The 21078-nt window shown below is 48.7% G+C and carries 20 protein-coding genes, 1 tRNA gene and 1 pseudogene; 19 read left to right on the top strand and 3 right to left on the bottom strand.

The features are described 5' to 3' along the window. Positions 1–69: 69 nt before the first annotated feature. Both clpP and AC0VYQ_RS12290 read right to left on the bottom strand, forming a co-directional pair. Positions 70–654, bottom strand: a pseudogene (gene clpP / locus AC0VYQ_RS12295) (ATP-dependent Clp endopeptidase proteolytic subunit ClpP); the annotation flags it as partial. A 179-nt stretch (positions 655–833) separates the two neighbouring features. After that, positions 834–909 (bottom strand) — tRNA-Arg (locus tag AC0VYQ_RS12290). Positions 910–1097: 188 nt separating this feature from the next. Here AC0VYQ_RS12290 and AC0VYQ_RS12285 point away from each other — a divergent pair. From AC0VYQ_RS12285 to eno, 8 genes are all read left to right on the top strand, one after another. Further along, positions 1098–2246, top strand: coding sequence for an RNA polymerase factor sigma-54 (locus AC0VYQ_RS12285; RefSeq protein WP_475403650.1), 1149 nt, complete (start codon positions 1098–1100; stop codon positions 2244–2246). After that, complete coding sequence (locus AC0VYQ_RS12280) at positions 2243–2506, top strand: glutaredoxin family protein (protein ID WP_088837745.1); 264 nt, start codon at positions 2243–2245, stop codon at positions 2504–2506. Before AC0VYQ_RS12285 ends, AC0VYQ_RS12280 begins: the two co-directional genes overlap by 4 nt. A gap of 118 nt (positions 2507–2624) precedes the next feature. Next, positions 2625–3647 carry a sugar-binding transcriptional regulator gene (locus AC0VYQ_RS12275; RefSeq protein WP_029331355.1) on the top strand — a complete coding sequence of 341 codons (1023 nt, stop codon included), beginning with the start codon at positions 2625–2627 and terminating at the stop codon, positions 3645–3647. 53 nt (positions 3648–3700) lie between these two features. Beyond that, a complete protein-coding gene (gene gap / locus AC0VYQ_RS12270; RefSeq protein WP_088837744.1) occupies positions 3701–4711 on the top strand; it encodes a type I glyceraldehyde-3-phosphate dehydrogenase in 1011 nt (336 codons plus the stop codon). A gap of 122 nt (positions 4712–4833) precedes the next feature. After that, complete coding sequence (locus AC0VYQ_RS12265) at positions 4834–6018, top strand: phosphoglycerate kinase (RefSeq protein ID WP_088837743.1); 1185 nt, start codon at positions 4834–4836, stop codon at positions 6016–6018. Between the two features lie 29 nt (positions 6019–6047). Next, entirely contained in the window at positions 6048–6800 is a 753-nt protein-coding gene (gene tpiA / locus AC0VYQ_RS12260) for a triose-phosphate isomerase (RefSeq protein WP_088837742.1), read from the top strand. Next, positions 6801–8348 (top strand): 2,3-bisphosphoglycerate-independent phosphoglycerate mutase, encoded by a 1548-nt coding sequence (gene gpmI / locus AC0VYQ_RS12255; protein WP_475403649.1) that lies wholly within the window; start codon positions 6801–6803, stop codon positions 8346–8348. A 70-nt stretch (positions 8349–8418) separates the two neighbouring features. After that, positions 8419–9711 carry a phosphopyruvate hydratase gene (gene eno, locus AC0VYQ_RS12250; RefSeq protein ID WP_023469213.1) on the top strand — a complete coding sequence of 431 codons (1293 nt, stop codon included), beginning with the start codon at positions 8419–8421 and terminating at the stop codon, positions 9709–9711. Positions 9712–10339: 628 nt separating this feature from the next. On the opposite strand, the gene AC0VYQ_RS12245 is transcribed toward eno, so the two are convergent. After that, positions 10340–10660, bottom strand: coding sequence for a hypothetical protein (locus tag AC0VYQ_RS12245; RefSeq protein WP_088837740.1), 321 nt, complete (start codon positions 10658–10660; stop codon positions 10340–10342). 152 nt (positions 10661–10812) lie between these two features. On the opposite strand from AC0VYQ_RS12245, the gene AC0VYQ_RS12240 reads away from it, so the two are divergent. The 11 genes from AC0VYQ_RS12240 to smpB all read left to right on the top strand — a co-directional run bounded on the left by AC0VYQ_RS12240 (position 10813) and on the right by smpB (position 21070). Further along, a complete protein-coding gene (locus AC0VYQ_RS12240) occupies positions 10813–11145 on the top strand; it encodes a hypothetical protein (protein ID WP_029331344.1) in 333 nt (110 codons plus the stop codon). A 180-nt stretch (positions 11146–11325) separates the two neighbouring features. Continuing rightward, entirely contained in the window at positions 11326–12306 is a 981-nt protein-coding gene (locus AC0VYQ_RS12235; protein ID WP_475403648.1) for a LacI family DNA-binding transcriptional regulator, read from the top strand. Further along, positions 12303–13181 (top strand): ribokinase, encoded by an 879-nt coding sequence (gene rbsK, locus AC0VYQ_RS12230; RefSeq protein WP_475403647.1) that lies wholly within the window; start codon positions 12303–12305, stop codon positions 13179–13181. Before AC0VYQ_RS12235 ends, rbsK begins: the two co-directional genes overlap by 4 nt. Further along, the gene (gene rbsD, locus AC0VYQ_RS12225; RefSeq protein ID WP_475403646.1) at positions 13178–13567 is read left to right on the top strand and encodes a D-ribose pyranase; all 390 of its coding nucleotides are present in this window, start codon (positions 13178–13180) and stop codon (positions 13565–13567) included. Before rbsK ends, rbsD begins: the two co-directional genes overlap by 4 nt. 12 nt (positions 13568–13579) lie before the next feature. Next, positions 13580–15058 carry a sugar ABC transporter ATP-binding protein gene (locus tag AC0VYQ_RS12220; protein ID WP_475403645.1) on the top strand — a complete coding sequence of 493 codons (1479 nt, stop codon included), beginning with the start codon at positions 13580–13582 and terminating at the stop codon, positions 15056–15058. A 10-nt stretch (positions 15059–15068) separates the two neighbouring features. Next, a complete protein-coding gene (gene rbsC / locus AC0VYQ_RS12215; protein ID WP_029331338.1) occupies positions 15069–16028 on the top strand; it encodes a ribose ABC transporter permease in 960 nt (319 codons plus the stop codon). Between the two features lie 30 nt (positions 16029–16058). Further along, on the top strand, positions 16059–16973 hold the full coding sequence (gene rbsB / locus AC0VYQ_RS12210; RefSeq protein ID WP_475403644.1) for a ribose ABC transporter substrate-binding protein RbsB: 915 nt from the start codon (positions 16059–16061) through the stop codon (positions 16971–16973). Positions 16974–17119: 146 nt separating this feature from the next. After that, entirely contained in the window at positions 17120–17353 is a 234-nt protein-coding gene (gene secG, locus AC0VYQ_RS12205; protein ID WP_029331335.1) for a preprotein translocase subunit SecG, read from the top strand. 101 nt (positions 17354–17454) lie between these two features. After that, entirely contained in the window at positions 17455–18195 is a 741-nt protein-coding gene (locus AC0VYQ_RS12200; RefSeq protein ID WP_475403643.1) for an alpha/beta hydrolase, read from the top strand. A gap of 14 nt (positions 18196–18209) precedes the next feature. Continuing rightward, the gene (gene rnr, locus AC0VYQ_RS12195) at positions 18210–20567 is read left to right on the top strand and encodes a ribonuclease R (RefSeq protein ID WP_475403642.1); all 2358 of its coding nucleotides are present in this window, start codon (positions 18210–18212) and stop codon (positions 20565–20567) included. Between the two features lie 32 nt (positions 20568–20599). Further along, positions 20600–21070: an SsrA-binding protein SmpB gene (gene smpB / locus AC0VYQ_RS12190; protein ID WP_014971147.1), complete on the top strand. Its 471-nt coding sequence runs from the start codon at positions 20600–20602 to the stop codon at positions 21068–21070. The last annotated feature ends 8 nt before the right edge of the window (positions 21071–21078 follow it).

Genomic DNA, 21078 nt, shown 5'->3' with positions numbered 1-21078 from the left:
TTTTTTTTTGAAGACAACAAAAAAACGACCGCTGATGTAAAAACATCAACGGTCGGTCGGGTTAACAGATTAAGCGCGCTCCATGACGCGGTCGATGAGACCGTAGTCAGCTGCTGCTTGAGCAGACATGAAGTTATCACGCTCTGTATCGCGTTCGATGACTTCAAGTGGTTGTCCTGTGTTTTCTGCCATGATTTTGTTTAAGTGTTCACGCATTTTGATGATACGTTCTGCATGAATTTTAATGTCTGACGCTTGTCCTTGTGTGCCGCCGAGCGGTTGGTGAATCATGATCTCAGCGTTTGGAAGGGCAAAACGTTTTCCTTTTGCGCCTGCTTGTAAGAGGAACGCACCCATTGAAGCGGCCATTCCGATACAAATTGTTGAAACTTGTGGTTTGATGAAGTTCATCGTATCGTAAATCGCCATACCCGCCGTGATTGAACCGCCCGGGCTGTTGATGTAAAGCGAGATTTCTTTATCTGGATCCTCTGCTGCTAAGAAGAGCAACTGGGCAACGACTGAGTTGGCGACGTTATCGTCAATCGCGCTCCCGAGAAGAATGATACGATCCTTGAGCAAACGTGAATAGATATCGTAAGCACGTTCCCCGCGGTTGGTTTGTTCGATGACTGTTGGAATTAACATAGTCTTTGCCTCCTTATGATGGTATGTAGCTCATATTTGACTTATTCCTATCATAATCCTTTGGTCAATATTGGTCAAAAGATACGATGCGACTTTTATGTATTTTTCCTGAATGGCATTGAATTAAACATATCAATATAGAAAAAAGGCAATACCGCGAACGGCATTGCCTGTAGATTCAAAGATGGTACACCCGGAGAGATTTGAACTCCCGACACCTGGTACCGGAAACCAGTGCTCTATCCCCTGAGCTACGGGTGCATGTTTTTTACTGAACAATTAATAGTATACCGACATTTTTTCAGGAAAGCAATACTCGATTGATAAATTCAACATTTTTTTTCGGGCGAAAGATGCTTAAGGAGGACTTTCTAGACGGTCGGAAGATTTTTTTCCTCTATACTATATAGAAGAGTTAAAGATGCAATGGAATGAAGGGAGATCCGACGATGGAACAGCGCCAGGAACAGACGCAACGGATGACGTTATCGACGTCCCAATTGTTTCAGTTGACGATTCTTGAAGAATCATTTGCTGAACTCGAAGAACATGTATACCGAATCATACGCCGGACAAGCGCTTATCGGAATAATCTCAGTAAAACAATCGACATTGATTTTGGCCGCGTCGCAGACCGTGTCGCTTCATTTGAAGCGACGCTTCTTCAGCAAATACGTTTAGAATCGGTCAGACAGGAAATAGGATATATGGCGGAACAACTCATGACGTACTTAGATACGGATGGATTATTGCGGACGACGGATGCGCAACTGGCAACATTGTTAGAGGTGGACGTCAGTCTCGTAAAACAAGCACGACACGTTTTACAACGGTGTGAACCGACGGGAATTGCGGCACGTTCCGCGCACGAATGCCGGTTGTTGCACGCGCTCGAACTAGATGACGCGTTATTGATTGATGTCGCGACGGATTTGAATGAAGGAATTGCTGTCAAACAAGTACTTCAAGACATCGATGATGCAACAGACCGGATACGGATCAAAGCGGCGCTCGATCGGTTACCAAAAGCACCGGTCCTTCCGGAGACGACCGTTCTGACAATTCCGGAAGCAGACATCGAATTCCGTGACGGCGAGTTGACGATCAACTGGTCTGATCTCGAAATCGACCGGAGCTGGGCGGACCTCGATGAAGCAAAACCGTTCTTGAGTGCATATGAACGGAGACGGACGACGCTTCGGGCGATTCTGGACGTCATCATCGAGCGACAGGTCAATTGGTTTAAAGGAAAGCTCGAGCTCGCGCCACTGACGAAAAAAGAAGTGGCGGAAGTGACGGGGCATCATCCGTCGACGGTTGGACGGGCGATTGCGAACAAAACGGTCAAGACGATTCAGGGCACGATGTTACTCGAAGATTTTTTCGTCTCACGGACGACGACCGGGACGTCGAGTTTCTTAGTTAAGGTCCGGATCGCTCAACTGCTCGAAGCCGCACCTGTTCCGATGAGTGATCAACAATTGACGGACCGTCTCGCAGCGGAGGAGATTACGGTCGCGAGACGAACGGTCGCGAAATATCGGGCAGCCCTTGGTTTGACCCAAGCGGACTTCGAGAGACGAGAGGAAAATTCATGATGCGAACAAAAGAAAACATGCACTTAACACTCTATTCACGTCCGGGTTGTACACTATGTGAGGAAGCCGCCATCTTGCTCGATTTTGTATTAGATGAATTTCCCGAATGGACATTCGAAGAAATCAACATTGACAACGATGCGGCGCTCAGTCTGAAGTACCTCTACGAAATACCGGTTCTCGCACATCAAAACGAAATCTTAAGTTATGGAAAATTTGAGACAGAGGCGGTAAGAAATCGTTTACTTGAAAAAAGATGACGGTCGAGACTTGAAACAAAACCAAGGTACTGTTATGATAGCAATGTACCAAGTGGGACAAGATATGACACGCGGGACGTAAAGTGTCCAGCAATTTGAGAGGAGCGGGAGTTACATGATTCGGCAGTTAGTACAGATCCAAAAGCGAATCGTGCCTGATCTGATTGAAGAAATGCAGACACGTTACGACATTCTTCACTATGTACGCCTGATGCAACCGATTGGACGACGAACACTTGCGACGAGCCTTGGCTTGACGGAACGCGTTCTACGCCGGGAAGTCGACTTCTTAAAAGAACAAGACTTACTGGAAGTTGCGACGCAAGGCATGTCCTTGACGGATGAAGGGCGGACGGTATTACGAAGCATGCACAGTGTGATGGCGGAACTCGCCGGGATCTCCGATATGGCGAAAGCCTTAAAAGAGAAGCTTGGTGTAAAAGACGTCGTCATCGTACCGGGTGATTCGGATCAAACCTTCTGGGTGCAACGCGATATGGGACGGGCGACAGTTGCCCGCTTAAAACGTGAACTTTCAAAAGACCACAATACGATTGCAGTTACAGGTGGAACGACGATGGCTTCGGTCGCGGCGATGATGTCGCCCGATAAGGAAAATCGTCCGATGACGTTTGTACCCGCACGAGGCGGTCTTGGCGAAACGCTTGAACTTCAAGCGAATACGGTCTGCTCACGCATGGCTTCACGTGCCCAAAGCGACTATCATCTGCTTCACATTCCAGACATGGTCAGCACCGAGACATTCGTCAAGATGGTCGAGGAGCCGAGCATTAAAAATGTCTTACAGATGATTAAAGATGCTTCAATCGTGGTACATGGAATTGGTGAGGCAAAAACGATGGCAAAACGTCGTCGTGCTTCGACAGCTCTTTTGGAACAGCTCGAAGACGAGCAAGCCGTCGCAGAAGCATTCGGATATTATTTTGATCGGGACGGAAACATCGTCCACCGTGTCAAAACGGTCGGACTACAACTCGACGACTTGAAAAAAGTCGAACACGTCGTGGTTGTCGCCGGTGGTCATTCGAAAGCAGAAGCGATCAATGCCTACGTCAAACAGTCTCCAAACATCATCCTCATCACGGATGAAGGAGCCGCAACAACGATTTTGAAAGGGTAGCCCCCTTTTGAATAATAGATAACTCGCTTTACACTAAAAGGAGGAAAATTATCATGGCAGTAGTAAAAGTTGGTATTAACGGATTTGGACGTATCGGGCGTTTGGCACTTCGTCAAATTCTTCAATTTGAAGGAATCGAAGTAGTCGCAATCAACGACCTCACAGACACTAAAATGCTTGCACACCTTTTAAAATATGATACGACTCAAGGTCGTTTCGACGGAGAAGTTGAAGTACACGACGGATACTTCCTCGTAAACGGTAAAGAAATCAAAACACTTGCTAACCGCAACCCAGAAGAACTTCCATGGGGCGAGCTCGGTGTTGACATCGTTCTCGAATGTACTGGTTTCTTCACAGACAAAGAAAAAGCTGAACTTCACTTGAAAGCTGGAGCTAAAAAAGTTGTTATCTCAGCACCTGCTACTGGCGACATGAAAACTGTCGTTTACAACACGAACCACGAAATTCTTGACGGAACTGAAACAGTTATCTCTGGTGCTTCATGTACTACGAACTGTCTCGCTCCAATGGCGAAAGTTCTTCAAGATCAGTACGGAATCGTTGAAGGTCTCATGACAACTATCCACGCTTACACTGGCGACCAAAACACACTCGACGCTCCACACCCTAAAGGTGACTTCCGTCGTGCACGTGCAGCAGCTGCTAACATCGTTCCTAACTCAACTGGTGCTGCTAAAGCAATCGGCCTCGTTCTTCCAGAACTTCAAGGTAAACTTGACGGATCTGCACAACGTGTACCAGTCGCTACAGGTTCACTCACTGAGCTCACAACAGTTCTTGAGAAAAAAGTTACAGTTGAAGAAGTTAACGCAGCTATGAAAGCAGCAGCGAATGAGTCTTACGGTTACACTGAAGACGAAATCGTTTCTTCTGACATCGTTGGTATCTCTTACGGATCACTCTTCGATGCAACACAAACTAAAGTTGTTACTGTCGGTGACAAACAACTCGTTAAAACAGTTGCTTGGTATGACAACGAAATGTCTTACACTAGCCAACTCGTTCGTACACTCAAACACTTCGCAGAAATCGCTAAGTAATTCGAGCAATTAAATAGCAATTGAATAAGAGCGGAAACTACCAGTCTCCGCTCTTATTGCGAAAAAAAGTCTGGAGGGGCGTCACAGCCCCTCACTATACGTATGAGACGGAGGACGAATGTATGAATAAGAAATCAATTCGCGACATCGATGTACAAGGTCAACGCGTGTTTACACGTGTCGACTTCAACGTACCACTAGAAGACGGTAAAATTACGGACGACACACGGATTCGTGCGGCACTTCCAACAATCAAACATTTGATGGATGGCGGAGCGAAAGTCATTCTCGCAAGCCACATGGGACGTCCTAAAGGCGAAAAAAATCCTGAGTTCTCACTTGCACCAGTCGTAGCACGCCTCAGCGAATTGCTTGGTAAAGACATCAAGCTCGTTGAAGAAGCGTATGGCCCGGTCGCTGAAGAAGCGGTCAGCAAGCTTGAAGCAGGAGACGTTCTCGTTCTTGAAAACGTTCGTTTCTACCCTGGAGAAACAAAAAATGATGCTGAACTCGCTGAAGGATTTGCGAAACTCGCAGATATCTTCGTCAACGATGCATTCGGTGCAGCTCACCGTGCACATGCTTCTACAGAAGGAATCGCGCACCATGTCGATACTGCTGTAGCAGGATTGTTGATTGAAAAAGAACTTCAAGTTCTCGGGAAAGCGATCTCGAACCCGGATCGTCCGTTCACTGCAATCATCGGGGGATCGAAAGTAGCCGACAAAATCGGTGTCATTGATCACTTGCTTGATATCGTCGATACGTTGATCATTGGTGGGGGATTATCTTATACATTCCTCAAAGCTCAAGGTTATGAAGTCGGAACGTCGCTTCTCGAAGTAGACAAAATCGACCAAGCGAAAGAATTCATGAAAAAAGCAGAAGACAAAGGCGTCAAGTTCTTAATGCCGGTCGACTGTGTCATCACGAAGGAATTCGGCGAAGAAACATATGTAGGACCACGCGATATCGACAGTATCCCAGCGGATCACATGTCACTTGATATCGGACCAAAAACAGTCGAACTGTATGCGGAAGCAATCAAGAACTCGAAACTCGTCGTCTGGAATGGACCGATGGGCGTATTCGAACTTGATAAATACGCAAACGGAACGAAAGGTGTCGCTCAAGCACTTGCTGATAGCGACGCATACTCAATCATCGGTGGTGGGGATTCTGCTGCAGCAGCTGAGAAATTCGGTCTTGCAGACAAGATGAGCCATATCTCGACTGGTGGCGGAGCGAGCCTCGAGTTCATGGAAGGTAAAGCCCTTCCTGGTGTCGAAGCGCTTAACGACAAGTAATCCAATAGTTCACAAGGGAGTGTTTCTCAATGCGTAAACCAATCATCGCAGGTAACTGGAAGATGAATCTAACTCTGAAGGATGCAGTCGCATTCGCAGAAGAAGTAAAAGGCAAAGTACCAGCTGCATCGACTGTCGATGCTGCTGTCTGTGCACCAGCTGTATTCCTTGCTCATTTAACGGAAGCAGCAGCTGGAACTGATCTTAAAATCGGTGCTCAAAACATGTACGATCAAGAAAGTGGTGCATTCACAGGCGAAATCAGCCCTGTCATGCTAAAAGAGCTTGACGTGACATACGTCATCCTCGGTCACTCTGAACGTCGTGAGTACTTTGGTGAAACAGATGCATTCATCAACAGCAAAGCGAAAAAAGCGTTCGAGCACGGTCTCGTTCCAATCGTTTGTGTAGGTGAAACACTTGAAGAGCGCGAAGGCGGCAAGTTCGAAGACGTCATTCGTGAACAAACGACAAACAGCCTTAAAGGCTTGACTGTCGACCAAGTGAAAAATCTCGTCGTCGCATATGAGCCTGTCTGGGCAATCGGAACAGGTAAATCAGCGACAGAACAAGATGCACAAGATTCTTGTAAATTCGTTCGCGACGTCGTCGCTGCTGAATTCGGTACAGAAGCTGCAGAAGCAGTTCGTATCCAGTACGGTGGCAGCGTCAAGCCGGAAAACGTCAAAGAATATATGGCTCAACCTGACATCGACGGAGCACTCGTTGGTGGAGCAAGTCTTGAGACAGGATCGTTCCTCAAACTGTTGGAGGCGATTTAAATGAAAAAACGTCCAGTCGCACTTATCATCCTTGATGGTTTCGGTATGCGTGATGAAGAATTCGGGAATGCTGTGACAGCAGCGAACAAACCGAACTTCGATCGTTTTTGGAACAAATATCCGCATACGTTGTTGAATGCGAAAGGGGAATACGTCGGTTTGCCTGAAGGTCAGATGGGGAACTCAGAAGTGGGTCACCTTAACATCGGGGCAGGTCGCGTCGTCTACCAATCGCTATCCCGAATCAACAACGCCGTCAAAGATCGCTCGTTCTTCTCGCGTCAAGCGATGAACGATGCGGCAGGTCACGTGAAGAAACATGATTCAGCACTCCATATCTTTGGTTTAGTATCTGACGGTGGAATCCACAGTCACATCAATCACTTGTATGCTGTTCTTGAATTCGCGAAACTTCACGAAATCGAAAAAGTCTACTTGCATGCCTTCACGGACGGCCGCGATTGTGATCCACAATCGGGTGCTGGTTTCCTTCGTGACGCGCAAGCGAAGATGGATGAGTTACAAGTCGGTCAATTCGCAAGTGTCTCTGGACGCTATTATGCAATGGACCGCGACAACCGTTGGGAGCGCGTCAAGAAAGTCTATGACGTCATCACATACGGTGAAGGCCCGACAACAAAAGACCCAATCGGCATGGTAGAAGAATCATATACGAAGGACGTTACGGACGAGTTCATCGAACCAACCGTCGTCGTGCAGGAAGACGGTACGCCAGTCGCACCGATCCACGACAACGATGCAATCATGTTCTTTAACTACCGCCCTGACCGTGCGATTCAACTGGCGAAGGTCTACAAAGAAAAAGCTGGCTTCACAGGATTCGAACTTCCGGACAATGCACCGAAGAACCTGCTGCTCGTCTCCATGACGAAGTACTCGGATGCGATTGATACGGATATCGTCTTCCCGCCAGAAGATATCAAAAACACGCTTGGAGAAACGCTCTCGAAGCAAGGCTTAAAACAATTACGGATCGCGGAAACTGAAAAGTATCCACACGTCACATTTTTCTTTAACGGACAACGTGAAGAACCGTATGAAGGCGAAGATCGCATCTTAATCCCGTCGCCGAAAGTCGCAACATACGACTTACAACCAGAGATGAGCATTTATGAAGTAACGGATGCGCTTGTTGAATCAATCGATTCCGAAAAACATGATGCCATCATCCTGAACTTCGCGAACCCGGACATGGTCGGTCACTCGGGCATGCTCGAACCGACAATCAAGGCAATCGAAGCAGTTGATGAATGTCTCGGTAAAGTCGTTGACTTGATCATCAGCAAAGGTGGCGCAGCAATCGTGACTGCTGACCACGGAAATGCCGATAAAGTGCTCAATAAAGATGGCAGCAAGATGACGGCCCATACGACAGAACCGGTACCATGTATCGTGACAGTCGAAGACGTCGAGCTTCTCGAGCCACTTACAGGCGCATTAGCGGATTTAGCACCAACATTACTTGATCTACTTGGCGCAGATCAGCCGTCAGAAATGACGGGTAAATCCATCGTATTAAAGAAATAATCCCGTCGATGGAAGAAACGTCTAACAAAGCAACGCACACTATTTTTTCAACTAAAAGGAGCGAATTTAAATGTCAATGATTACAGAGATTTATGCACGCGAGATTCTTGACTCACGCGGTAACCCAACAGTAGAAGTAGAAGTATATACAGAAGACGGCGGCTTTGGTCGCGCACTCGTCCCATCAGGCGCATCAACTGGTGAGCACGAAGCAGTAGAACTTCGTGATGGCGACAAAGCACGTTACCTCGGTAAAGGTGTCTTGAAAGCAGTTGACAACGTCAACGAAAAAATCGCACCTGAAATCATCGGTTACGATGTTTTCGACCAAGCTGGAATCGACAAAAAAATGATCGATCTCGACGGAACAAAAAACAAAGGTAACTTCGGCGCTAACGCAATCCTCGGTGTTTCGATGGCTGCTGCTCGTGCTGCTGCAGATGAGCTTGGACTTCCACTTTACACGTACCTCGGTGGATTCAATGCGAAAACACTTCCAACTCCAATGATGAACATCATCAACGGTGGATCACACGCTGACAACAACGTTGACTTCCAAGAGTTCATGATCATGCCTGTTGGAGCTCCAACATTCAAAGAAGCACTTCGTATGGGTGCTGAAATCTTCCACGCGTTGAAATCAGTTCTTAGCGGAATGGGTCTTAACACAGCAGTTGGTGACGAGGGTGGATTCGCTCCAAACTTGAAATCAAACGAAGAAGCAATCACAGTTATCCTTGAAGCAATCGAAAAAGCTGGCTACAAAGCAGGCGAAGATGTTTACCTTGCAATGGACGTCGCTTCTTCTGAGTTCTACGACAAAGCAGCTGGAACATACAACCTCGCTGGCGAAGGCAAAGTCCTTTCTACAGAAGAGCTTGTTGAATTCTACGCACAACTCGTCGACAAATACCCAATCATCTCAATCGAAGATGGCTGTGACGAAAACGACTGGGATGGCCACAAACTTCTCACAGATCGTATCGGACACAAAGTTCAACTCGTTGGGGATGACTTGTTCGTAACAAACACAGAAAAACTTGCTGAAGGTATCGAAAAAGGCATCGCTAACTCGATCCTCATCAAAGTTAACCAAATCGGTACGTTGACTGAAACATTCGACGCAATCGAAATGGCTAAAAAAGCTGGTTACACAGCAGTTGTTTCTCACCGTTCTGGTGAAACAGAAGATTCAACAATCGCTGACATCGCTGTTGCGACAAACGCTGGTCAAATCAAAACGGGTTCACTTTCACGTACAGACCGTATCGCGAAATACAACCAACTTCTCCGCATCGAAGACATGCTTTCAGATGTTGCTGTCTACGATGGTATCAAATCATTCTACAACCTCAAGAAGTAATTTACGGATTGAGTCGACAGTCTCTCGCTTAGCGAGGGGCTGTTTTTTTGTTGATGATGAGAAGGAAGAATCAAGCTCAAGCATTACTCCGCTCGCTTTTCTAGGGCGGGACGCAAGCCGCGGACATCTTAATCAGATGTCCGGGTCTCACCTGTCCCTGACGGAAGCTAAGCTTCCTTTTCCCTTAGAAGTCGAGCGGGATATGCTTTTCGCTTTTGTATGCATTGATTAACAGAGTTGTACTCTGGCTCACGTTTCTATCGCAGGACACAATTTGTTAAACTTCTAGCAGGTAGCAGAGGTCTAGGTGTTCTCTATCCTAAAAGGTCGGGTACGGGTCTATTTTGTTGGTATAGATCCTGTCAGATAAGATGGAAACTACGATAATCACTTGCTTCATGTGACTCCTACAGGAAAAAGCGCAAGTATCCTTGCGCTGTCAGAGACAAACAAGACCCGATTTCCTGCGCTTTAGGCAGGAAAACTGGCTTGTGTCTCGCCTGAGGAAAGCATATGAATGGCAAGTGAGTGAGACGTAGGTGCTTCCCTAACTTTTTTACGCAGAAAAAACGAGATCCGACTCAATGTCGAATCCCGTAATAATAAAATGAAATTTTACGCTTTGAAATCAATCCTCAATAAACGTAACGAGGTAATGATACGGTGAATACAGTGGTGCTTTCGTGACAAAAAATTCGGGTAAATCTGTGTCGATGTCAAGATTGCGCAAGGTCTCCGGATCCAGGCATTCTTGCACAAGTCGCTTAATATCACTCAGTAATTCATCATGAAGATTGGTTTCAACAGGAAATGATCGTTTTGCTCCATCTTTTAGCAACAAGACGACGGGTGGAAGTCCACGCAGTAAATCGACTTCGAGTGGTTCTTTGTTGTTTTTAAAAAAATCATTTAAACAGCTGACGACTTTCATTGAATATTCTTCTTTCACCGAAACCCCCAACTTTCTCTTATATCCTTGATTTAACCTCTATCCTCTAGTTTAGTTCCCTAAATTAAGCTAGGATATGCAGTCAAGTCGCAGTTGTTGCATTAATCGAATCAATAACCGGGTACAGAAGAAAGAACGGGGAGGGAAGAATCATGTTGTTTCGTTATTTATTTCTAGGAATGGAGACATCGATTGACGATATTCCGTTACGTATCATCTATTTCACGGAATTGATTCTATTCATCGGACTTTATCAAATCACGAGTCGTTTCTCACGACAAAGTTTAATCATCGGAACCATCCTGGGTGTCGGGGGATTGATTGCCTTACTACCGGGTGCGATTTATATCTTACGGTACAATCCGCAAGATGCCATCATCGATGTTACATTTTTGCTGATCTACTTATTCGAACCGCTCGCGATCCTCGCGTTCGTCATTGCGATCCTTCGAAGAGCTTTCAAAAAACGACACCAACACTCTTGAAAAGTACGGAAAACGTTCGTATGAAACGTTTTTTCGTACTTTTTTGCTATGTATGGAGTTTTAGAAAGTAAGCGGAATAAAATAAATAAAATATATTTTACGGAAAACGGTTGATGTGTAACCGGTTACACAATATGATACATATTGTAAGCGTTATCAAAAGAAAGAGGTGGCGAAATCATGTCGACCATCCGGGAAGTAGCGAAAGTGGCAAATGTATCAGTCGCAACGGTATCACGCGTCATGAATGAAAAAGGATATGTCAGCGAAAAAGCGCGTGTGGCGGTGCTTCAAGCGGTTAAACAGCTTGATTATCGACCGAATCGTGTCGCCCGTTCCTTGTTTCAAAAACGATCAGGATTGATTGGATTGATCGTACCGGACATCACAAACCCTTATTTTCCCCAACTGGCACGTGCCGTCGAGGATATGGCACATAAGCATGGATATCAAGTGATTTTGTGTAACACGGATGAACAGTTTCAGAAAGAACATGAATATATCCAGTCTCTCGAAGCGATGCATGTCGATGGATTGATCATTACGACGAACTACTCGAACAACCCGAACTATGAAGCCATCGAAGTGCCGATCGTCGCACTCGACCGGGTGTTACAAGGAGCAATCCCGACCGTCACATCAAACGGATACGACGGCGGGAAGAAGGCAGCTCAATTTTTACTCGATCACGGAGCGGATGAACTCGTCGTCATCAGTGGGCCGTCAAAGTTACCGACGATCAAAAAACGCCGGGATGGTTTTGAAGAAGTCGCAGGAAAACATCTCGTCGCAAGCATCGAGTCCCCGTTTCATTTTCAAGGCGCACTCGACGCGGCGAACTATTTGTTCGACCACTATACCTGTAACGGAATTTTTGCAGCGAACGATGTCATCGCAGCGGCAACGATTCAAGTCGCGGCAGAACGCGGGATTGCGATTCCTGAGCAACTGCAAGTCATCGGGTATGACGGAATCGAGCTCGGACAAATGATTTCACCGCCACTGACGACGATCGCCCAACCGATTTATCAGATGGGGGAACTGGCGGCGAAGTTGCTGATTCAACGAATTGAAGGAAAAGAAATCGCGGCCGTCCATCATGAGTTGACGGTCGAAGTCATCGAACGGGAAACGACGAAGCGGAAGGATGAACAAATATGAAACAAATCAGTGTAGTAGGGAGTATCTCGATGGACCTGGTCGTTGAAAGCGATCGTCGTCCGTCAGCGGGTGAAACAGTCATCGGCTCAGCGTTTCATACCGTCCCGGGTGGTAAGGGGGCGAATCAAGCAGTCGCGATTGCCCGACTCGGCGGGAGCGTCGAGATGATCGGGTGCATCGGTGACGATGCGAGCGGGACAGCGATTCGCCAAAACTTCGAAGCGGAACACGTCGGGACGACACACCTCCGAACGATCGCGAACGAACGGACGGGAACGGCCCACATCACGCTCGCTGAAGGCGACAACTCAATCGTCGTCGTCCAGTCGGCGAACTTAGCCGTCGTCTATGATGAGAGCCAGCTCGACAGCTTGCTCGGTCAGACGGACATGATTTTATTACAGCTCGAAATTCCACTGGAAACGGTCAAACAGGTGGCGCGTTACGGAAAAGAGCACGGTATTCCCGTTATCTTGAATCCGGCGCCAGCCATCGTCCTTGACGACGAGTTGCTCGAAGACGTGACGTACTTAACACCAAACGAACATGAATGTGGCTTGATTTTCGGACAACAGCAATCTCTTGAACATTGGTTAAGCCAGTATCCGAATAAATTGATTGTAACGGAAGGCAGTCGCGGTGCCCGCTTCTATGACAGCGACGCCATCGTGACGGTCCCGGCGATTAAGACGGACGTCGTCGATACGACCGGTGCCGGCGATACGTTCAACGGGGCACTCGCTGTCGCGTTGACGGAAGGAAAGTCACTGACGGAAGCGATTCGCTTTGCGAACAAAGCAGCCGGTATGTCCGTCCGGGCACTTGGTGCTCAAGGCGGCATGCCGACACGTGAACAAATGGAGGTTGAAGTATGAAACGACACGGGATTCTGAACAGTCATATCAGTAAAGTCTTAACAGATCTCGGTCATACGGACATGATCGTCATCGCTGATTGCGGTTTACCGATTCCGACGGGCGTTGCGCGGATTGATTTAGCGCTCGAACTCGGGACACCGGCGTTTGCCGACGTCTTGCGCGTCGTCGCTGACGATATGGCGGTTGAACAGGTGACGCTGGCGTCGGAAATCAAGGATGCGAACGAAGCGGCACTCACTACGGTCAGTCAATTAAACGTGACGACGGAATACGTCTCGCACGAAGCGTTTAAAGAACTGACGAAGCAGGCGAAAGTCATCATCCGGACAGGTGAAGCGACACCTTACGCCAATGTAATTTTACACGCCGGTGTCATTTTTTAAGGGGGAAGCACGATGCACATTAAGATGACAGGAATCACAAAAGCGTTTGGTCCCGTGCCCGTCTTAAAGGGTGTCGACTTCGAACTTGCTACAGGTGAAATTCACGCCTTGATGGGTGAGAACGGAGCCGGTAAGTCAACGCTGATGAAAATCTTGACTGGTGTCCATAAAGCGGACGAGGGAACGATTCAAGTCGACGGTGTCGAACAACACTATAAAAATCCGAAACTGGCGGAAGAAGCGGGGATTGCCTTCATTCACCAGGAACTGAATATCTTGCCGGACTTAACGGTCACGGAAAATCTGTTTCTCGGTCGGGAGCTGAAATCGCGCTTCGGCATCCTCAAGCAAGCGGACATGAAACGGCTCGCCGAACGGGAACTGGCGGAACTGAACGTCTTCATGGATGTCAATCAACTGGCGCGGACGTTATCGGTCGGACAACAACAGATGATTGAAATTGCAAAAGCACTGATGACGCACGCAAAGGTCATCATCATGGATGAACCGACAGCTGCCTTGACGGAACGTGAGATTCGCGCCCTGTTCAGTGTCGCGACGGCGTTACGCGAGCAAGGTGTCTCGATCGTATACATCTCTCACCGGATGGAAGAAATCTTCGAGCTGTGTGACCGGATCACCGTCTTGCGGGACGGGGTCTCCGTTTCGACCCACCGGATCGCTGAGACATCATTTGAACAGATCGTCCGCGAAATGGTTGGACGCGAGATGGGTGAACGCTACCCGGAACGCAAGGTCACACACGGTGACACGGTCTTAGAAGTGATGGGAGCGACCGGAAAACGGTTCGAAGACGTCTCGTTTTCCGTCCGGGCCGGTGAAATCGTCGGCTTCTCCGGTTTGATGGGAGCGGGACGGACGGAAGTCATGCGTGGTCTGTTCGGTGTCGATCGCTTGAAGGCAGGAACAATCAAGCTGAATGGCAACGTCATCAACATCAAATCACCGCACGATGCGATCAAACAAGGACTTGGGTTCTTGACGGAAGATCGAAAAGGCGAGGGCTTGTTCCTCGACTTCTCACTCCGGGAGAACATCTCCTTACCGACGATCCGGTCGTTAGCGAAGTCGGGTGTCATCTCCAATCAGTCGGAGCGCCAGTTCGCGGAAGGCTATCTCAAGTCGTTATCCGTCCGGCACAGTTCGATGGATCAACCGGCGAAGTCACTCTCCGGTGGGAACCAACAAAAGGTCGTCCTCGCGAAGTGGCTCGGGACGAAACCGGATGTCTTAATCCTCGACGAACCGACACGCGGTGTCGACGTCGGGGCAAAAAAAGAAATTTACCTGATTATGAATGAGCTCGCCGCGTCTGGTGTCGCGATCATCATGATCAGTTCCGACCTCCCGGAGATTCTCGGGATGAGTGACCGCGTCTACGTGATGCGCGAAGGGCAAGTGAGCGGAATGCTCGAACAACAAGAGGCGACGCAAGAAAGTATCATGACACTTGCGACAGGAGGACAATGAGATGGAATTGATGCAAGGGAAACTGACGGAAAAGAAACCACGTCGGCTCGGAATCGGGCAGAAGCTCGGTCCGCTCGCCGGACTGTTCGCAATCGTGCTCGTCGTATCGATTATGGAACCGGACTTTTTAACACTCAATAACTTATTCAACATTTTACGCCAAGTGTCGATCAACGCCTTGATCGCCTTCGGCATGACGTTCGTCATCTTGACGGGCGGAATTGATTTATCGGTCGGTTCGATTCTCGCCTTATCGTCGGCGTTCGTCGCCGGACTGATGACGGACGGAACGTCAGCGATTATTGCCGTTCTCGCCGGACTGATCGTCGGTGCTATCATGGGTGCGTTAAACGGCATGGTCATCTCACTCGGGAAAGTCGCACCGTTCATCGCGACACTGGCGACGATGACGATCTTCCGTGGCTTGACGCTCGTCTATACGGACGGACGACCCATCACGGGACTCGGGCAAGGGGGATGGTTTGAATTATTCGGTCGGGGTTACTTCTGGATCTTCCCTGTACCGGTCGTCACGATGTTAATCGCCTTCGCGGTCCTTTACTTCATCTTGAAGAAAACGACGTTCGGGCGTTACACATATGCCATTGGTGGGAATGAAGAAGCGGCAAAATTGATGGGGATTCAAGTCAACAAAGTCAAAATCATGATTTACTCGCTATCCGGCTTGATGGCAGCACTTGCCGGTATCATCCTGACGTCACGCCTCAACTCAGCACAACCGACAGCAGGAACATCGTATGAACTCGACGCAATCGCAGCCGTCGTCCTCGGTGGGACAAGTCTTTCCGGTGGTCGCGGTTGGATCGTCGGAACATTGATTGGAGCCTTGATCATCGGAACACTCAACAATGGTTTGAACTTACTTGGTGTGTCATCGTTCTTCCAACTTGTCGTCAAAGGACTCGTCATCCTGTTCGCCGTCCTCGCAGACCGGAAACAAACGACGTAATCTCACACATTTTGAAGGAGGAAATTACAGATGAAAAAATTACTCGCACTCGTCATGATGGCATTGATGGTGTTCGCAGCCGCTTGTTCGACAGAGCAGCCAGGCAGCGACACGGAAAAAGAGAAGAAGACAAAGGACTTTAAGATTGGTCTCTCAATCTCGACATTAAACAACCCGTTCTTCGTTTCACTTAAAGACGGCGCCGAAGAAGAAGCAAAAGCACAAGGGGCAACACTGCAAGTCGCAGATGCACAAGATGATGCGGCAAAACAAGCAAGCGACATCGAAGACATGATTCAGAAAAAAGTTGATCTCATCTTGATCAACCCAACGGACTCAGCAGCAGTCGGTGCGGCTGTCCAAACAGCAAACGATGCAAACATTCCCGTCATCACAGTCGACCGGAACGCAGAAGCCGGTGACGTCATCGCCCACATCGCGTCGGATAACGTCGCGGGTGGAAAACAAGCGGGTGAATACATGATCGAACTCGTCGGTGACAAAGCAAAAGTCGTTGAACTTGAAGGGATTCCAGGTGCTTCCGCAACACGTGACCGCGGCGAAGGCTTCCACGCTGCCGTCGACGGGAAACTGGACGTCGTTGCAAAACAATCAGCAAACTTCGACCGTGCAAAAGGTCTGTCGGTCATGGAAAACATTCTTCAAAACAACAAAGACATCAAAGCAGTCTTCGCCCACAATGACGAAATGGCACTCGGTGCGGTCGAAGCATTGAAAGCAGCCGGCATGGAAGATGTCAAAGTCATCGGATTTGACGCGACAGACGATGCTGTCAAAGCCGTTAAAGATGGCAAGATGGCAGGAACCGTTGCGCAAAAACCGACAGAAATCGGGAAGATGGGCATCGATACAGCGATCAAACACTTGAAAGGCGAGACAGTCGACAAGAACATTCCGGTCGAACTCGATCTCATCAAACAATAAGTCTTCTATCATCAGTCGCACTGGAGCAATCCTTGAGCGGCTGATGTTTTTTTGCAGGAACTGGAATCCGATAAATCTATTCCTTGTTCCCGTACCTGTTTTTCTCTATAATGAAAGAAGCGTATATTATTGAAGGAGGATCATCGATGATCATTCATAACGTGGCTCTTGTCGGCCTCATCGTCGTTTCCGTTCTTCTCATCATCGTCGTTCTCTTGATGTCAGGCCGTACGGCTGGACTCGGAGCATTAACTGGTGGGGCAGAACAATTATTTGGTCGCCAAAAAGCTCGTGGCTTGGATGCGGTCCTGAATCGTGTGGCATCTGTTTTAGGAGCTTTATTCTTTATTTTGGCGTTACTCGTCGCTTTTTATAAGTGAGTATTGAAACGACAGCCGTACGTTTGCGCTGTCGTTTTTTCTTGTTTTCTCGATTTCTAAATTTTCATTTTGGGGTATAGAGTTAGAGGGGGAATCATTTTATGAAAATTACATTACCAAAACCATTCTTTTTTGAAGCCGGCAAACGTGCCGTCTTACTGTTACACGGCTTCACGGGTTCGAGTGCCGATGTCCGGATCCTCGGTCGTTACCTGCAAAAACACGGGTATACATCACTCGCCCCACAATATAAAGGGCACGCTGCCCCACCCGAAGAGCTGACGAAGACCGGGCCAGCCGACTGGTGGCAGGACGTCCTCGACGGGTACGAAGAGCTCGTCGCGAAAGGGTACGACGAAATCGCCGTCTGCGGATTATCGCTTGGTGGCGTCATGTCACTGAAACTGTCGATGAACCGTCCCGTCAAAGCGGTCATTCCGATGTGCGCACCCGCTTATATTAAAAGTGAAGACGTCATGTATGCAGGCGTTACCGAGTACGCTATCGAATTTAAGAAACGAGAAGGAAAGTCACCGGACCAAATCGAACAGGAAATGGCAACGTTCGAACCGATGCCGACCTTAAAAGATTTACAAGCGTTGCTGAAAGACACACGCGATTCACTCGAAGATGTCTACGCACCGACACTCGTCGTCCAGGCCCGCAATGATCATATGATCAATACGGACTCGGCCAACATCATCCATGATGGTGTCAGTGCCTTCCAAAAAGAGCTGATCTGGTATGAGAACTCAGGTCATGTCATTACGCTCGACAAAGAAAAAGATAAGCTCCACGGGGACATTCATGACTTTTTAGAATCGTTGAACTGGAGCAATTAACTGGAGGTGTCACGTTGGAATTACGTGAACGAATACTCGAGGTCATCACGGCGGAAGAACGTCCGCTGTCGATCGATCAATTAACGAAAAAATTAGAACTATCGGATACAACAGAATTCAAAGAATTGATCCGGACGTTGAACGCACTCGAAGAAGAGGCACTCGTCGCCCGGACCCGCTCGAACAAATACGGCACGCTCGCGCAAATCGGGCAAGTCGCCGGAAAAATCTCCGTCCACCAACGCGGATTCGGATTCGTTTCACCGGAAGACGGTTCAGCAGGCGATATCTTCCTGCCGGCGCCGGAACTCGGCAACGTCTATAACGGCGACCGTGTCCTCGTCAAAGTGTTTGCTGAATCAAACGGCGGCGACCGCCGTGAAGGCAAGTTACTCAAGATTCTTTCACGCGGACCGGCTGATTTCGTCGGGACGTTCGTCAGTCCTAAAGGACGGATTGAATCGATCGCCTACATCGAACCGGATGACTCGAAACTGACGTTCTTACCGGTCGTCGCGGACGAAGATACGCTCGGTGCCGTCGACGGCCATAAAGTCCTCGCCCGGATCACAAAGTACCCGGACGGTCGTTACGCCGGGACCGCAAAAGTCTTACAAATCATCGGGCATAAAAATGACCCAGGTGTCGATATCTTATCGATCGTCCATAAGCACGGCATCAACGTCGACTTCTCGGACGCAGCGATTGCGGAAGCGAACAACATTCCCGATCAAATCGATGAGAAGGACCTCGTCGGTCGCGTTGACTTACGGAACGAAGTCACAGTGACGATTGACGGTGCTGACGCGAAGGACTTGGATGATGCCGTCCACGTCAAGAAACTTGCGAACGGCAACTATGAGCTCGGTGTCCATATCGCTGACGTCTCACACTACGTCAAGGAAGATTCACCGCTCGACGAAGAAGCACGCGAACGCGGGACGAGTGTCTATCTCGTCGACCGAGTCATTCCGATGATTCCGCACCGCCTGTCGAACGGGATTTGTTCACTCAACCCGCACGTCGATCGGTTGACGCTGAGCTGTATCATGGAAATCGACAAGAACGGTGCTGTCGTCAACCATGAGATTTTACAGAGTGTCATCAAGACGACGGAGCGGATGACGTATACCGATGTCCGGAAAATCATCGAACGCGAAGATGAAGAAGTGGTCGCGAAATATCACGATCTCGTCGATAACTTCGATCAGATGGCGGAACTGGCTGCGATCCTCCGCGAACGCCGCTCGCGCCGTGGGGCGATCAACTTCGACTTCCCGGAAGCGAAGGTCCTCGTCAATGAAGAAGGCAAGACGAGCGAAATCCTGTTACGGGAACGGTCCGTCGCTGAGAAGTTGATTGAAGAGTTTATGCTGGCAGCGAACGAAACAGTCGCCGAGCACGTCCAACATCAAAAACTGCCGTTCATGTACCGGATCCACGATGAGCCGAAAGCAGAACGTCTCGATACGTTCTTCAAGTTCATTGCCAACTTCGGCATCAATGTTGAACGCAAGGGCGAGTCAGTCACACCGAAGACGTTGCAGACGATTCTGAACGCCGTCGAAGGCGAACCGGAAGAAGCCGTCGTCAGTACGGTCATGTTACGGTCGCTCCAACAAGCGAAATATGACGTCGAGCCGATCGGTCACTTTGGTCTGTCGACCGATTTCTACACGCACTTCACGTCACCGATCCGCCGGTATCCCGACTTGATGGTCCACCGTCTCTTGCGCGAGTACATCATCTTTAATGATAAATCGCAAAAGACACAAGACCGTTATGCGGAAATGCTGCCGGAAATCGCTGATCACGCCTCAAAACGTGAACGTCGTGCTGTCGACGCCGAACGCGAAACGAATGCCCTGAAGAAAGCCGAGTACATGGAGCAACACATCGGTGAGACGTTTGAAGGTGTCGTCAGTGGCGTGACGAACTTCGGTATGTTCGTTGAGTTACCGAACACGATTGAAGGACTTGTCCACATCCAAGCGATGACGGATGACTTCTACCGCTATGATGAAGCGAACTACCAGTTGATCGGCGAACGGACGAAACAACAATTCCGGATTGGCGACGTCGTCGAGATTAAAGTCACTGGTGTCAACATCGATGAGAAGACGATTGACTTTGCAGTCGTCGGGATGCCGGAACGCCAACCGAAAAAACGGTTTGAGTCGAAGACGATCCGCTCAAGCGGCGGACGTCCGGGACAAAAACGCGACGATAAGAAAGACGACCGTCGCGGCAAGTCGAAGCGTCCAGGGAAACCGAACGACCAGGCGAAAGGTAAAGGCTTCGCCGGGAAAGACAAGAAGGATAAACCGCCGTTCCATAAAGCGGTCTCGAATAAAAAACGGAAGCGCAAATAAGCGCTTCTGTTTAGAAATGTGGTGGAAGAGAGATGCCAAAAGGGACAAGTTCAAAAGTATTAGCCAACAACAAACGGGCGTCGTTTGATTATGCGATTGAAGATACGATCGAAGCGGGTCTCGTCTTGACGGGAACCGAAATCAAATCGGTCCGTAAAGGAAAAATCAGTATCGGTGACGCGTTCGTCCGGTTCGATGGCGGGGAAGCGATTCTCTGGAACTCGAACATCGCCCACTTCGAACAAGGAAACCGGTACAACCACGAACAGCTCCGTCCGCGGAAACTGTTGCTGCACAAAAAACAAATCGCCAACTTGATGGGACTCGTCTCGCGCGACGGCTACACGATCGTGCCGCTGAAGGTCTACATCAAGAACGGTTACGCGAAATGTCTGATCGGACTTGGCCGCGGGAAGAAGAAATTCGACAAGCGTGATGATCTGAAGAAGAAGGATGCGAAGCGGGATATCGACCGTGCATTACGCGATAAGCAAAAGTATTGAACCCGTAA

The organism is Exiguobacterium sp. QJM3NY_9 (assembly GCF_056173545.1).
Note: the sequence above shows the minus strand (reverse complement) of the source record. Positions and strands in the feature narration are given on the sequence as shown.

Excerpts from the sequence above, each read along its gene's own strand:
- AC0VYQ_RS12285 (WP_475403650.1), top strand. The coding sequence starts at position 1,098 with ATGGAACAGCGCCAGGAACAGACGCAACGGATGACGTTATCGACGTCC.
- AC0VYQ_RS12280 (WP_088837745.1), top strand. The coding sequence starts at position 2,243 with ATGATGCGAACAAAAGAAAACATGCACTTAACACTCTATTCACGTCCG.
- gap (WP_088837744.1), top strand. The coding sequence starts at position 3,701 with ATGGCAGTAGTAAAAGTTGGTATTAACGGATTTGGACGTATCGGGCGT.
- AC0VYQ_RS12265 (WP_088837743.1), top strand. The coding sequence starts at position 4,834 with ATGAATAAGAAATCAATTCGCGACATCGATGTACAAGGTCAACGCGTG.
- tpiA (WP_088837742.1), top strand. The coding sequence starts at position 6,048 with ATGCGTAAACCAATCATCGCAGGTAACTGGAAGATGAATCTAACTCTG.
- gpmI (WP_475403649.1), top strand. The coding sequence starts at position 6,801 with ATGAAAAAACGTCCAGTCGCACTTATCATCCTTGATGGTTTCGGTATG.
- eno (WP_023469213.1), top strand. The coding sequence starts at position 8,419 with ATGTCAATGATTACAGAGATTTATGCACGCGAGATTCTTGACTCACGC.
- AC0VYQ_RS12240 (WP_029331344.1), top strand. The coding sequence starts at position 10,813 with ATGTTGTTTCGTTATTTATTTCTAGGAATGGAGACATCGATTGACGAT.
- AC0VYQ_RS12235 (WP_475403648.1), top strand. The coding sequence starts at position 11,326 with ATGTCGACCATCCGGGAAGTAGCGAAAGTGGCAAATGTATCAGTCGCA.
- rbsK (WP_475403647.1), top strand. The coding sequence starts at position 12,303 with ATGAAACAAATCAGTGTAGTAGGGAGTATCTCGATGGACCTGGTCGTT.
- rbsD (WP_475403646.1), top strand. The coding sequence starts at position 13,178 with ATGAAACGACACGGGATTCTGAACAGTCATATCAGTAAAGTCTTAACA.
- AC0VYQ_RS12220 (WP_475403645.1), top strand. The coding sequence starts at position 13,580 with ATGCACATTAAGATGACAGGAATCACAAAAGCGTTTGGTCCCGTGCCC.
- rbsC (WP_029331338.1), top strand. The coding sequence starts at position 15,069 with ATGCAAGGGAAACTGACGGAAAAGAAACCACGTCGGCTCGGAATCGGG.
- rbsB (WP_475403644.1), top strand. The coding sequence starts at position 16,059 with ATGAAAAAATTACTCGCACTCGTCATGATGGCATTGATGGTGTTCGCA.
- secG (WP_029331335.1), top strand. The coding sequence starts at position 17,120 with ATGATCATTCATAACGTGGCTCTTGTCGGCCTCATCGTCGTTTCCGTT.
- AC0VYQ_RS12200 (WP_475403643.1), top strand. The coding sequence starts at position 17,455 with ATGAAAATTACATTACCAAAACCATTCTTTTTTGAAGCCGGCAAACGT.
- smpB (WP_014971147.1), top strand. The coding sequence starts at position 20,600 with ATGCCAAAAGGGACAAGTTCAAAAGTATTAGCCAACAACAAACGGGCG.